The sequence below is a fragment of the Corticibacter populi genome, from assembly GCF_004217315.1.
Lineage (GTDB): Bacteria > Pseudomonadota > Gammaproteobacteria > Burkholderiales > Burkholderiaceae_C > Lampropedia > Lampropedia populi.
This window is the reverse complement of the sequence record NZ_SGWR01000001.1, coordinates 466,032-478,744: the sequence shown is the minus strand read 5'-3', so window position 1 is coordinate 478,744 and position 12,713 is coordinate 466,032. Positions and strand designations below refer to the sequence as shown.

The 12,713-nt window shown below is 65.8% G+C and carries 12 protein-coding genes; 4 read left to right on the top strand and 8 right to left on the bottom strand.

Going from position 1 to position 12,713, the window contains the following annotated elements:
* Nucleotides 1-49: 49 nt before the first annotated feature.
* Nucleotides 50-742 (bottom strand): dienelactone hydrolase family protein, encoded by a 693-nt coding sequence (locus EV687_RS02050; RefSeq protein WP_122226223.1) that lies wholly within the window; start codon nt 740-742, stop codon nt 50-52.
* A 165-nt stretch (nt 743-907) separates the two neighbouring features.
* Here EV687_RS02050 and EV687_RS02045 point away from each other — a divergent pair, with 165 nt between their 5' ends.
* The 4 genes from EV687_RS02045 to EV687_RS02030 all read left to right on the top strand — a co-directional run bounded on the left by EV687_RS02045 (nt 908) and on the right by EV687_RS02030 (nt 5,322).
* On the top strand, nt 908-1,342 hold the full coding sequence (locus tag EV687_RS02045; RefSeq protein WP_122226222.1) for a DUF2946 family protein: 435 nt from the start codon (nt 908-910) through the stop codon (nt 1,340-1,342).
* Between the two features lie 311 nt (nt 1,343-1,653).
* Nucleotides 1,654-3,753: a TonB-dependent copper receptor gene (locus tag EV687_RS02040; protein ID WP_242612416.1), complete on the top strand. Its 2,100-nt coding sequence runs from the start codon at nt 1,654-1,656 to the stop codon at nt 3,751-3,753.
* A gap of 53 nt (nt 3,754-3,806) precedes the next feature.
* Complete coding sequence (locus EV687_RS02035) at nt 3,807-4,325, top strand: copper chaperone PCu(A)C (RefSeq protein WP_242612414.1); 519 nt, start codon at nt 3,807-3,809, stop codon at nt 4,323-4,325.
* 232 nt (nt 4,326-4,557) lie between these two features.
* Entirely contained in the window at nt 4,558-5,322 is a 765-nt protein-coding gene (locus tag EV687_RS02030; protein WP_162846527.1) for a Crp/Fnr family transcriptional regulator, read from the top strand.
* 58 nt (nt 5,323-5,380) lie between these two features.
* On the opposite strand, the gene EV687_RS02025 is transcribed toward EV687_RS02030, so the two are convergent.
* From EV687_RS02025 to EV687_RS01995, 7 genes are all read right to left on the bottom strand, one after another.
* Nucleotides 5,381-6,658, bottom strand: coding sequence for an NnrS family protein (locus EV687_RS02025; protein WP_207226361.1), 1,278 nt, complete (start codon nt 6,656-6,658; stop codon nt 5,381-5,383).
* A 20-nt stretch (nt 6,659-6,678) separates the two neighbouring features.
* On the bottom strand, nt 6,679-7,557 hold the full coding sequence (locus EV687_RS02020; RefSeq protein ID WP_122226218.1) for an ABC transporter ATP-binding protein: 879 nt from the start codon (nt 7,555-7,557) through the stop codon (nt 6,679-6,681).
* A 139-nt stretch (nt 7,558-7,696) separates the two neighbouring features.
* A complete protein-coding gene (locus tag EV687_RS02015; protein ID WP_122226217.1) occupies nt 7,697-8,500 on the bottom strand; it encodes an ABC transporter permease in 804 nt (267 codons plus the stop codon).
* A gap of 117 nt (nt 8,501-8,617) precedes the next feature.
* Entirely contained in the window at nt 8,618-9,634 is a 1,017-nt protein-coding gene (locus EV687_RS02010; RefSeq protein WP_122226216.1) for an ABC transporter substrate-binding protein, read from the bottom strand.
* Nucleotides 9,635-9,811: 177 nt separating this feature from the next.
* On the bottom strand, nt 9,812-10,147 hold the full coding sequence (locus tag EV687_RS02005; protein ID WP_122226215.1) for a TehB family protein: 336 nt from the start codon (nt 10,145-10,147) through the stop codon (nt 9,812-9,814).
* A 12-nt stretch (nt 10,148-10,159) separates the two neighbouring features.
* Nucleotides 10,160-11,614: a surface lipoprotein assembly modifier gene (locus EV687_RS02000; protein WP_162846526.1), complete on the bottom strand. Its 1,455-nt coding sequence runs from the start codon at nt 11,612-11,614 to the stop codon at nt 10,160-10,162.
* 178 nt (nt 11,615-11,792) lie between these two features.
* The gene (locus EV687_RS01995; RefSeq protein ID WP_130466409.1) at nt 11,793-12,686 is read right to left on the bottom strand and encodes a Slam-dependent surface lipoprotein; all 894 of its coding nucleotides are present in this window, start codon (nt 12,684-12,686) and stop codon (nt 11,793-11,795) included.
* Nucleotides 12,687-12,713 lie beyond the last annotated feature (27 nt).

Genomic DNA, 12,713 nt, shown 5'->3' with positions numbered 1-12,713 from the left:
CCGCCATGCGGGGTTTTCTATTGGAAACGCGCACGCGACGGCCGCAGATTCAGCCCACCAGATGCTGCGTGAAGAAGTCCAGCGTGCGTCCCCAGGCCAGTTTCGCCGCGGCCTCATCGTAGGAGCCGCGCTGGTCGCAATTGAAGCCGTGGTCGGCCTCGTAGACATGCACGATCACGTCCGGATGGGCCTTGCGGAAAGCTTCGACGCTCTCGAGCGAAATCCAGTGGTCCTTGTCGCCGAAATGCGCCAGCACCGGCACCTGGGGCTGGCGGGCAATCTCTTCCTCACCGGTCATGCCGCCGCCATAGTAGGTCACGGCGGCGGAAAGGCCCTTGAGCTCCGCAGCCGCGCGCCAGGTCAGCAGCCCGCCCCAGCAAAAGCCGGTGATGCCTACCTTGCCCGGCTGCGCGCCGGCGGCAAAGTCGATGGCGGCCTGGATGTCCCGCAGCACGCCGGGCGCCGGCAACGCATCGACCGCCGTCTTGATGGCAAAGCCGTCCTGCATGTCCTGCTCGGTGTAGCCCAGCTCGACCCCGCTCTTGACCCGCGCAAAGGTCGACGGTGCCACCACCAGGAAACCTTCCGCGGCAAGGCGGTCGGCCACCGAACGGATGTGCGAGTTCACGCCAAAAATCTCCTGCAGCACCACCAGTGCGGCCTTGGGCGCTCCTTTGGGCTGGGCCACATAGGCCGGGAAGCGGAAGCCATCCGCGCTTTGCAATTCCTGAAAACCTGACATCGATGATCTCCTTTGCTCGATTGCTGTCCATGACCACGAAAATGGCGCATCCGGTGGCGCACTCCGACCTAGTATAGGCAAGACGGCCATCGGGCGGGCGATTGCGTTGACACTGTTGCAACCGCACCGCCATAATGCGCCGGCGCCTCCGCAACCATTTTCTCCATGACGATCTTCCGCGCACGCCTTGCCCTGATGAACCGGCTGGTCATTCTGACCATGCTGCTGGGCATGCTCTGGCCGATTGCGCAGGCCTGGGGCATGCAGGCTCCGGCCTCTCAAGGCACGGCAGCGGCTCCTTGGCTCGAGGTCTGCACCACGCACGGTGTCGAGTACGTGCGCATGGACGGCGGCATGCCCAGTCCACTGGAAGCGTTCGAGGACGTGCCGGCGCCGGCTCACGCCGGCATGGCGCATTGCCTGTACTGTTTTCTCAGCGATGAGGCGTTGCTGGCCCTGCCTCCGGCCACGGCAACGGTTGCCTGGCTGGCGGCCGAAGCGCAGGCCAGCGAGTGGCCGCCAGCTGCGCGGCCATGGCCGCGCAGCCCCCGGCGGGCCTGGCCGGCCAGCCCGCCAAGGGCCCCACCGGCGCTGTTCTGATGCCGCCGCGCCTGCTGCGTGACCCGTGCGCAGGCCCTTCGGCAAAACGCCACTTCCCCGACGTCTTCTCGCTGCCCATGAGGCCGTGGGTTTGCCTGTCCTGCCAGCTGCCGCCATCCCAATCGGGTCGACGGAGCATGGCGGCATGACAGGACAGGCCCATACCCTCGCCGAGGAACGTCCGGGACTTCGAACAGTTCCCGGTACCGGCCCATTCAGACCGCCCTGCGGCATCGGCCTGTGCCCCCCAGAAATGGACTGCCATGCCCTTTTCCCTCTCCCCCCGTGCTCCGGTGCGCCCGCGGCCAATCATGCTGGCATCCCTTTGCCTGCTGGCCACTCATGCCGTGCTGGCGCAATCGACAGATGCTGAAGCAGGCCGCGAACACGCTTCGTACCACAGCCACGACCACGACCGGGCAAACCGCAGCGGCCAGCTGGCCGAGGTCGTCATCACGGCCACGCCCGAGACGGCGCCCGGCACCGTCGTGACGGACCCGCGGCGGCCACGCCAACCCATGCCTGCCAGCGACGCAGCGGATTACCTCAAGACCATTGCCGGCTTTTCCGCGATCCGCAGCGGCGGATCCAACAGCGACCCGGTGTTTCGCGGCCAGTTCGGCTCGCGCCTGCCGATCCTCGCCAATGGTGCGACCCTGCTGGGGGCCTGCCCGGCCCGCATGGATTCGCCCAGCTCCTACCTCTCGCCCGACACCTTCGACGAGTTGGTCGTCACCAAAGGACCACAGACCGTGCTGTGGGGGCCGGGCGCCTCGGCAGGCGTGGTGCGCTTCGAGCGCAAGCCCCCGGTGTTCGAGGCGCCGGGCGTACGCGGCCGCGCCAGCGTATTGGGCGCCAGTGCGGGACGCAACGACCAGGTGGTGGACGTGAGCGCCGGCAACCGGCAGATTTATGGCCGCCTCACCGCCAACCGCTCCCATGGGCAGGACTACCGCGATGGCAATGGTCGCAAAGTGCCCTCAAGCTGGGACAAGTGGAACGTCGACGCCAGCCTGGGCGTTACACCCGACCCGCGCACCCTGCTGGAACTGAGTGCCGGTGCGGGCGATGGCGAAGCCCGCTATGGCGGTCGCGGCATGGATGGCAGCCAGTTCAAGCGGCGCAGCCTGGGTCTGCGTTTCGAGAAGAAGGAAATCTCCACCCTGCTGGCCAAGGTGGAAGCGCAACTCTACGCCAACCATGCCGACCATGTGATGGACAATTATTCGCTGCGTACCTTCACGCCGGGCAGCGGCATGTCCATGCCCATGGCCTCGAACCCGGATCGCCGCACCCGCGGCGGCCGCGCCAGCGCCACATTGCGACTGGCACAGGACTGGCTGCTCGAGGCCGGCGTGGACCACACGCGCAGCAGACACAGCGCGCGCAGCGGCAGTCCCAGCGCCCCCTACTCCAGCAAGCCCCGGGTGCGCGACTTCGAGAGCACCAACACGGGCCTGTTCGGCGAACTGACCTGGCATGCCAGCGAAGCGCAGCGCGTCATTGGCGGCCTGCGCATGGACCGTACCCGAGCCACGCGCTATGCAGCCACCAGCAGCATGGGCGGTATGGGAGGGATGGGCGGAGCCAGCACCGGTATGTCCGTGGCAACGAAACGCAACGACTCCCTGCCCAGCGGCTTCCTGCGCTGGGAGCGCGATCTGGCAGACCAGACGGCGGCAAACGCCACCACGGTGTATGCCGGCATCGGATACGTCGAGCGTTTTCCGGACTACTGGGAGCTGGTCTCGCCCGGCAACAGCGCGGCGGCCAGTGGCAACGCCTACGCCTGGCTGCAACCGGAACGCACCACGCAGATCGACATCGGCATCCAGCACCGCAGCGATGACTGGCAGGCCTGGGCTTCGGCCTACGCAGGTCAGGTCAGAGACTACATTCTGTTCGACTATCGCAGTGGCAGCAGCATGGTCCGCAACGTCGATGCCCGCACCGCCGGCCTCGAACTGGGCCTGCAACGCCGCATCGGCGCCGGCTGGTCTGCGCAGGGCTCGCTGGCCTACATCTGGGCCCGCAACCGCACCGACAGCCAGCCACTGCCGCAAACCCCGCCGCTGGAACTGCGCCTGGGCGCCAGTTATGAGCAAGGGCCATGGACCGGCGGGTTGCTCTGGCGCGTGGTTGCGGCCCAGCATCGCCATGCCGACGGCCTGGGCAACGTGGTCGGGCAGGATTTCGGCCCCAGCGCCGGTTTTGGCGTGCTCTCGCTCAACATCGGCCATGCCATCAGCCCCCGCATCGGGTTGACCGCCGGCATCGACAATCTGCTGGACAAGACCTATGCCGAGCACCTGAACCTGGCGGGCAACGCCGGCTTCGGCTACGCCGGCAGCACCCGCATCAACGAGCCGGGCCGCACCGTCTGGGTACGCGCGGACATCCGCTTCGACTGAAACCACACTCCCGACATCTCCCTCACACTTCTTGCACAGAAAAGGAATACACCATGACTCAACGCATCTGTCTTCCCCGCATCGCCCGCATCACCCGCGTCAGCCATTGCCTGCTGCTGTGCGGCGCCATGATGGCCGCCACACTCGGCCACGCCCATGAATTCAAGTCCGGCGACCTGGAAATCACGCACCCCTACGCACGTCCAAGCCGTCCCGGCCAGCTCAATGGCTCGGCCTGGTTCGGCGTGAACAACGCCGGCAGCACGGGTGATCGCATCATCGGCGTGCAGTCCGAGGTCGCCAAGCACACGGAAATCCATGACATGGACATGCAAGGTGGCGTGATGCGCATGTTCAAGGTCGACGGAGTGGACGTGCCCGCTGGCGGCCACGTCAAGCTCGGCGAGGGCAACAAGCTGCACGTCATGCTGCTCGAACTCGAGCAGCCCTTGAAGGCCGGCGACCGGTTCCCGCTGACCATCCAGTTCGAGCATGCCGGCAGCGTGCCGGTCGAAGTGTGGGTGGAGGAACCCAGGGATGGCGCCGCAACGCACGGACACAGCCACCACTGACGACGCCGAAGCCCCGCCCCGGTCGCCAGGCCCAGGCGGCCGGGGCACGAAGACGTTGCTGGCGCCGGTCGGCTCAACGATCGAGTTCGGCCGAACGGGTAAGCGCACACGCCTTCACCCAGCGGTCAAATAAATAATGTTTCTCATTTACAGAATGTCGGCAGCAGGGCTATGATTCCGGGCACACATCTTCTGGCCGGTCATGACCGGCTTTTCCCGCACACGGCAAGCCATGAGCAACACATCACTGACGGTGGCGCTCTCCCGATCGCCCACCTTCTCCAAGGCCAGCCAACAGTTGCTGACGGCGCTGGCCCACAGCGCCACACCGGTGCAGCTGTATGCCCAGCAACACCTGTTCATCGCAGGTGACGAGGCCCGCTACTTCTATTGGCTGGAGTCGGGCACCCTCACGCTCTACAGCCCCAGCCTGATGGGCGAGAGCAAGGTGTTCCGCTCGCTCGAAGCCGGCGCACTGGTGGCCGAAACCGTGATGTATGCACAGCCCTGCCACTACCCGCTCTCGGCTGTCGCCGAGCAGGACTGCAGGTTGCAGCGCCTGCCACGGGAACTGCTGCTGTCACTGACACGGCAATCCGCAGACTTTGCCTACTCGCTGGTCGAGATTCTCTCCAGCCGCATCCTCCAGGCGGTCAACCGCATCGACCTGCTCACCATCACCAACTCGGCGCAGCGCCTCGTGAGCTACCTGATGGATGTGCATGCCCAGCAGGGCACTGCCTGGCTGCAGCTCAACAACAGCCACAACGTGATTGCCCGCCAGTTGAACATCACGCCCGAGACATTCTCCCGGCATCTGGCGCAATTCAGGCGGCGCGGGCTGATCGGCACCGGCCGGCAGCGTGAACTCGTCCTGCTGGACCCCGTCGCGCTTTGCCACGAAGTGGGTCTGCCGCCACCGAACCTGCATTTCATCCGCACGCGCCCGGCCAGCAACCTGAGCGGCAGCCTGTTCGAATGCTGCAACCTGCTGTAAGAACCTGCTCATGATGCCGTGCTGCGTGTAACCGCGCTGCCCGGCGGCAGGCCCGCCATCATCGATGCCTGTGCGCAATCGCCTGCGGACCTTGCGCATCCGTCAGCGGCTCCGCGCAGCCCTGCTGTCCGTCGGTGCGGGGCTGCAGCAGGATCGCCGCACTGAAACACAGGTAAAGCGCAAATGCGGCCATCCACAACAGGCCGGCCACCAACAGCAGCATGGCGCTCCACTGCGCCATGGCGAACCAGCCGGCCAGCCAGCGCAACAATGCCGCCAGTACCAGCATCGCCGCCGCCAGCGGAACCCAGCGGCGGTCATCCAGCCACAGGCCGGCATGAATGCGCCCGGCAATGTTCATGACCGTGAAGATGGACAGGCCCATGGCACCGACCAGCAGCAGATGGCGCCCGGACGATGGCGTCCAGGGTGCGCCCAGCATGGCCAGGCCAATACCGGCATAGCCCAGCGCCACCAGCCAGTAGCCCGCATACAGGATCAGCGCCCATCGATACAGCAGCGCGCGGCCCACATGCCAGTCATTGAGCAGGTTGAACATGGCCGCCGCCGCCGCCAGCGCCAGCCAGCCCGTCACCAGGTCGTGCCCCTTGAGGAACTCCACCCCGCTGAAAAGGCAGATGCAGAACACGGCGAAATTGCGCCGCGGCGGACGCGCCAGATAACCAACGGTTTCATGGTCCGCCAGCCCCGGTCTGCCTGCCTCGACCAGCCGGTTGACCACGTTCATCGAAATGCGGCTGCCGGCAATCACGATCAGCACCATCATCAGACCGATCGCCAGCAGCAGCCAGGCCATGGGATCACCGTGCCGGTACAGCGCCAGGAAAAAGCCGGCCTCCACCGCCAGCATGGCCAGCAGCGCCCAGCCAAAGCTGAGATGGCGGCGGGTACGGTCGCGCCACAGTGCCGGCAGCAGCAGTGCCAGCAAGCCAGCCGTGAATCCCAGGTTCAGGGTCGCCAGCAGGCCGATCCCGACTCCCCATGGCAGCCAGGCCGCCGGCAACCAGGCCAGGCGGGCCAGCAGCCAGAGCACCGCGACACAAAGCAGACGGGATGCCGGCTGCGGCTCGCTGCCGGTGAATTCCGGCACTGCCGTCAGCAGGAAGCCGGCCACCGCCGCCATGCCAAAACCCAGGATCAGCTCGCACGCATGCCAGAGCATGGGGCCCCCCGAAGGCTGCCATGCCGCCACCGCAGGCACTCCCGACAATGACAGCAGCCACCAGCCCATCAGGGCGCAGGCGGCGATGCCGCTGAAGAAGAAGAACGGCCGAAAGCCGCACAGGAACACCGGATGGGTGGTCCACCGCTTCATCAAGCCTCTGGTCCATCGCTTCATGCCACGCACCCTCCGCGATGGCCATGTGGCGCAGCGCAGTTCGCCGATGCGCCTGTCAGCGCGCGCACACCGTCGTCCATGCCACCGGGCACACCACCATCATCGGCGGCCGTCGGATCGGCCTCATGATCGCCCTCCTCGCGCTGCAGCGGCAGCCCGAAGCACTCGCGCACCTCGCGGATCCGCATCAGCCGGCCCGTCTGCCCGTAGATCCAGTCATCGCTGCGCCGCTCCTGCAGGCGCGGCACCATGAATTCGCGCAACACCCGGCCGGGATGCGGCGCCATGAGCAGCAGCCGATCGGCCAGCCGGACCGCCTCCATCAGGTCGTGCGTGATCATCAGCACTGCGGCACCCGTGCCCCGCACCTGCTCGCGCAGGACGCCATACAGTTCATGGCGCAGGCCCACATCGAGCGCGGCGAACGGCTCGTCGAGCAGTAGCAGGTCGGGCCTGGTCGCCAGCGCCCGCGCGAGAGCCACCCGGCTTTGCATACCGCCCGAGAGCTCATACGGGAATTTGTCCATATCCCGCTCCAGCAGCCCCATCCGCAACGCCAGCGCAGCACCCTGGCGCCTGCGGCTGCCCGCGGGTATGCCCAGGCCCTTGAGGCCCAGGGCGATGTTGTCCACCACGTTCTTCCACGGCATCAGGCGCGGTTGCTGGAACATGCAGCCAATCCCCCGAAAGGATGACTCCAAGGTCCCTTCCGAAGGCCGCAGCAACCCCGCCACGATGTGCAGCAAGGTGCTCTTGCCGCACCCGGATGGCCCGACCAGCGCCAGCGTCTCGCCGGCATGCAGGTCGAGGTTGATGTCGCTGAGCACCTCCGTCAGTGCAAAGCTGTGCGTCAGGTGCCGGATATGCAATTCCATGGGAAGCCTTCATCGTGTCGCATCATGCTGTTCTTGTGGATCCGTTGCATTTCTTTTTGCTTGCCTTGCCGCCTTGCCGTCCTGTTGCGTTGCATTCTGTTGCCGGCTGACGCACCGTTCCATCGCCGCCATCGAATGGTCAGGCCTGCCGCCAGCGCTCGGCCTTGCGCTTGAACGGCTCCAGCACCAGGTATTCCACCGCCAGCAGCAGCACCAGCACGGCGACGATCCAGGCCATCGACGAGGCCGTGTCCAGCTGGGCGCGAGAGACGGCCAGCGCCGCGCCCACACCATCGACCGTGGTCAACAGCTCGGCCATCACCACGACTTTCCAGGATGTCCCCAACGCCGTGATCCAGGCCGGGAACAGATACGACAGCACATGCGGCAGATAGACATCGGTCAGGCCCATCCACCATGGCAGGCGCAGCACATGCGCGACGTCGCGCAGCTGGTGATCGAGCGTGCGCGTGCCCTGCATCGCACCGGCAAAGACGATGGGCAGACAGGCAATGAACACCGTGAACACCGGCGTGGCATCGCCCATGCCGAACCACAACATCGCCAGCACCAGCCAGGCAATCGGCGGCATGCCCAGCAGCAGCGTCACCAGCGGGCGCGAGGCCATCGCGGCGGTGATCGAGCGGCCCGCCAGCATGCCCAGCACGCTGCCGGCCAGCACCGCCAGCGCCAGCCCGGCAAAGGTACGCCGGGCCGAGATCAGCAGCTGCGGTGCGGCCATGCCGTCCGCCAGCATCTGGCGCAGTTGCGCCAGCGTCGCCAGCGGTCCTGGCAGCAGCAAATCCCCATACCACTGCGCCCCCCACTCCCAAAGCGCGCAGAACAGCAGCACGCTGGCCACCGCTCCCCAGCCGCTCCAGAGATAAACGGCGCAGGCAGCCACGGCGCGCCGCGCACCGCGCAAAAACGATGAAAGAAACATAAGCACCACGATAAGCACCAAGCCGCCAACGGGGCCTGTCGACATCATTCGAGTATCACGGCGGCACAAGGCACTGGTGGGCACCTTCTCGCCCGGTTGTTGCGGCAGGGCAAACACTCACCCATAGAACCCCGCATCCGGCAGCCTGCCGCCCACCAGGGCGGGCTGATTCTCCAGCAGCAGCCCATAGAAAAACTCCAGTTCCTCGCGTGCCTGCGCTGCCGTGCGATAGAACGCCGGCACGGCCTGCAGGGAGTCGGCCACCGCCTCCGGCTGCAGCATGCCGGCGTAGCGTGCCGCCATCTGCCCGCACTCGGCAGGGTTGGCCCAACACCAGGCATGCGCCTCGGCCAGCGCCTGCCGCATCTGCGCAAGCAGCACGGCATCATCGCGCACGGCACCCACCGCGGCAATGCCGGCCTGCGGAATCCGTGGCGCACGGCCGAAAACCCGCCCCCACTCGCGTTGCAGATCCACACTGCGGAAGAGTTCCGGCGCGATCACCGAAACGGGGAACGAGCGCGTCTTGCGCAGCGCCATCGACACCGCCGGTTCGGCCAGCAAGGCATGGTCCGTGCGCCGAGATACCAACAGCTGCATGGCATCCATGGGCGAGGCCACATAGCGGATGCGAAAGTCCTTCTGCGGATCCAGCCCCTGGCGGCGCGCCAGCAACTGGAACACGATGTCGGGCATGTCGGCGCGAAACGGCAGCGTGATCTCCTGTCCCTTGAAATCCGCCAGGGTCTGCCACTGGCTGTTGCGCGAAACCAGCCATAGGATGCCCCAGACCGACACATCCAGCAGCTTGAGCGGCACGCCCCGGTTATAGAGGTTGGCTGCCACATTGCTGGGTGCGGCGACGAAATCCGCTCCGCCATCAACCGCCAGGGCGCGCAACTGGTCCGGGTTGGTCCAGGCGCGGAATTCCACCTTGTCGGCCAGCGCCGCCAGCGCGCCACTCTCGGCCAGTCGCATCAACGGGAACGAGACATTGGCCAGCGGGCCTGCCAGCACCAGTCGTTCCCGCACCGGCTGGGTTTGCGCCCCTGCAGGCAACGCCAGCGCCAAAGCCGAAGCACCAGCGCCCACCAGCCAATCCCGACGCTCCCTGGAGAAATCCGAAATACCCATGGCAACACTCCTTTCCGAAAAAACATCCACTGCAGCCACCGCAACCATCTCAGGCATGAAGACCCAGACCTACCGGGACCGGCAATCATCCATGGCTCGACCCGCACCCGTACGAACAGACACCGGGAGACACTGGACCACTGGGCCGAAAAAAGCCACAACGCCAAACCACATACATCACCCCGCCAACCCCGAACTCGGACTGCCTTCCGCCTCATCCGGCGGGGCCGCGTGGAACTCCACGTAGAACCGCACCGGCCCCAGCGGCTTCACGCTGTGCAATTGCTGTGGCCTGACCACTCCAGGCGGCTTGCCGGGAGCGAGCACCTGCTGAAAACCCTCGGAAGGCACCACGTACAGCAACGCGCCTTCCAGCACATGAATCAGTGCCCACGTGCCCGCCTTCGTGGTGTGATCACGCAGCAGCCCGGCGGGCACCGTCTCCTGCGTGAACTCCGGCGTGCGCTTGTAAGCCCTGATCCCGGCAGGCAAGCCCGCAACACTTGAAGTCATCGCCCATCTCCTTCAGAAATTGCGCCGCAGCATCACGCCCAGTTCCGTCTGGCGAAAGCCGTAGGCCCAGCTCACATTGCTGCGGTTGGCGCTGTGGCGCAGCCGCAGCTCCGGCGTCATGCCCGCCAGCTTCCAGGCGTTGGCGCCGATGCCGAGAATGTAGACCTGCTGGCGATCGCGGCGCTGCGCCCCCAGAAAACCATCGTAGGCATCATTGCGGCCGAAACGGAAAACGCCCATCACATTCACGAACAATCCGGCCGTACCGGCGAACTGGTGGTAGATACCGCCACGAAAGGCCCAGTCCCTGCTACTGGCCTGCGGCACCGCGTACTTCTTGCGCGTCACGTCTGCGCCCACGTTGAGCACCGTGTTCGGCTGCGGCACGTAGACGGCCGAGACGCCCCATTGGTACTGCGAATAATCGCTGCCGCTGACCAGCAGGCCCCGCCCGGTATGTGCGTAGCGCTTGGCATCCAGGCTGGTGCCAAGGCGCAGGCCGCTGCCCACCATACGCTGCCACTCCAACTGCATGCCGCGCGCCACGTACTCGGTGTGCCCGTTGCGGTGGAAATGCTCCAGATATGGCGTCACGCTGGCGGTGGTGCGCGCATCCAGCCACTGGTAGCCGCCGTACAGGATGGAGGTCCTGCTGCCATGATCGCTGATCGGCGAGCTGCCCGTCCCGTCCTTGCGGCTGTAATGGCTGCCATAGCTCACCGGCCGCAATTGCAGGTTGTGGTTGCCGCCCAGGTTCCAGCGCCGCTGCAGCGCCAGTTCGTAGTTCAGCAGGCTCGAATGGATGGGCTGCGGCATGCGTCGTTCGAAGAAGCACATGCCTCCCAGCTCCAAAAAACATGCGTAATCGCCACTGCCCTGATTGATGTTGTTGTTGTAACCCCAGCCCAGCGCCAGACTGCCGTGCCAGCGCGCCCGCTCGGCCAGCGCCTGCTGGTACTGCCGCACCATGGCCTGCACCTGCCCGGGCAGGCCCGCCGCCATTGCGCGGGCAAAACCCTCGCCGGCCGCGCCGTCCTGGTTGTCCTCGAAGCGCAGGCGCGCCAGTTCCAGGTTGATACGCGCATCCGCCGGGTCGGCCGCATGCGCGGCCTGCATGCGGCGCAGCGCCGCGGCGTAGTCGCCCTGGTGGCGGGCCAGCAGGGCCTCGGCCATGGCCACCAGCGCCGGGCGGTGGCCATGCAGCAGGCGATAGCGGCTGAGGAACTCCGGCAGCCGCTCCCACTGGCCGGAATTGATGGCGATGTAGATCGCCGGCTCCAGTTCCTCCTGGCGTGACTGCACCGCCTGCACCCGGCCATCCACCACCAGCGAGCCGGGCGGCGCGAACAGTTCGCCTTGCGGCCCGGCCGCACGTTCGGCGGCGCGGCGCGTCTGTTCCTGCAGCAGGTATCGGGTGTCGTCCTCGTCGGCCCATACCGGAGCATGCCCGGAAATCAGAACAAGCATCAGAGACAGACAAAGCGCAAGCAAACCCTGTGGCATAGAGAGCTCCATGAAATCGGCCCCGCCATGCGGCATATCCGAGTGGCGCGCACCGGCATCCACGCGAATGGCGGGCCCAAAATAAAATGGAGACCGGCGGAACCGGCCTCCACATAGACTCACGTCACGTAATCAATGGCATTCAGTTCGAGCGACTGCCACCGAAAGCGATGTTGGTGGCAGCGGTTCCGCCACCCGTGTAAATGCCGGCCAGGGCTGCGGCATTGTTGTAGAAACGGCCTTGGACTCCATCCCCAGTGAACTGACCGGTGCTGTTGATCGTGGCATTGATGGCAACGGTCGTGTCGCCCGTCCGGCTGAGATTGCCCGCCAACGTGTTGCTGCTGCCGCCGGCCACATAGTTCGCAGTCAGCACACCGTTGTACAGATTCGGCGTCGCCGGCAGGTTGGCACCCTCGCCGGTCTGGCGGATGCCGATCACGTTGTAGGTGACATTGCTCAGGTTGGGGGTCGCCGTCACAGGGTTGTCGCCCACATACCAAACGGTGCGGCTGCCGCTGCTCATGTTCAGGTTGGTGCTGTCGCTCGGCGGCGTGCCTGCCGCACGGGGCGCCCACTCGCCAAAATACACACCGCTGCCCACGGCCAGCGGCTTGCCAGCGGAATCAGCCACCTGCCCGATCACCAGGCCGCCAAACTGCGGCGCCAGCGCAAAAGTATTGATCTGGCGCACGCTGTTGATCATGAACTTGGCCGTGCCATTGGATGCCGAGGCCCTCCACACCTGGGCAATATTCAACGGGAAAAGCAGGCCCAAGTCCGCCGCCGTCATGATGGTGCCATTGCCACGGGCATCGATGGCGATATTGGAGCCATTGACCGGCCCGCCCGCAATATCGATGAAACCCAAGCTACTGTTTTCGAATTTCAAGCCGGAATTTCCACCTCCAAACATAATGTGGTTGGAATTGCCTACCGCCACATTGGCTGTATTGGAGCTGCCGCCCGATGCTGCCATTGCCGCGCCGCTACCCAGCAAAGCTGCCGCGGTCAAAGCGATCATGCGTTTTTTCATATCGACTCCTGTCAAGATTGGGTTGAA

Bases quoted from the DNA above. Each gene is read 5' to 3' on its own strand.
- EV687_RS02050 (WP_122226223.1), bottom strand. From the start codon at position 742: ATGTCAGGTTTTCAGGAATTGCAAAGCGCGGATGGCTTCCGCTTCCCG.
- EV687_RS02045 (WP_122226222.1), top strand. From the start codon at position 908: ATGACGATCTTCCGCGCACGCCTTGCCCTGATGAACCGGCTGGTCATT.
- EV687_RS02040 (WP_242612416.1), top strand. From the start codon at position 1,654: ATGCTGGCATCCCTTTGCCTGCTGGCCACTCATGCCGTGCTGGCGCAA.
- EV687_RS02035 (WP_242612414.1), top strand. From the start codon at position 3,807: ATGACTCAACGCATCTGTCTTCCCCGCATCGCCCGCATCACCCGCGTC.
- EV687_RS02030 (WP_162846527.1), top strand. From the start codon at position 4,558: ATGAGCAACACATCACTGACGGTGGCGCTCTCCCGATCGCCCACCTTC.
- EV687_RS02025 (WP_207226361.1), bottom strand. From the start codon at position 6,658: ATGAAGCGGTGGACCACCCATCCGGTGTTCCTGTGCGGCTTTCGGCCG.
- EV687_RS02020 (WP_122226218.1), bottom strand. From the start codon at position 7,557: ATGGAATTGCATATCCGGCACCTGACGCACAGCTTTGCACTGACGGAG.
- EV687_RS02015 (WP_122226217.1), bottom strand. From the start codon at position 8,500: ATGTTTCTTTCATCGTTTTTGCGCGGTGCGCGGCGCGCCGTGGCTGCC.
- EV687_RS02010 (WP_122226216.1), bottom strand. From the start codon at position 9,634: ATGGGTATTTCGGATTTCTCCAGGGAGCGTCGGGATTGGCTGGTGGGC.
- EV687_RS02005 (WP_122226215.1), bottom strand. From the start codon at position 10,147: ATGACTTCAAGTGTTGCGGGCTTGCCTGCCGGGATCAGGGCTTACAAG.
- EV687_RS02000 (WP_162846526.1), bottom strand. From the start codon at position 11,614: ATGCTTGTTCTGATTTCCGGGCATGCTCCGGTATGGGCCGACGAGGAC.
- EV687_RS01995 (WP_130466409.1), bottom strand. From the start codon at position 12,686: ATGAAAAAACGCATGATCGCTTTGACCGCGGCAGCTTTGCTGGGTAGC.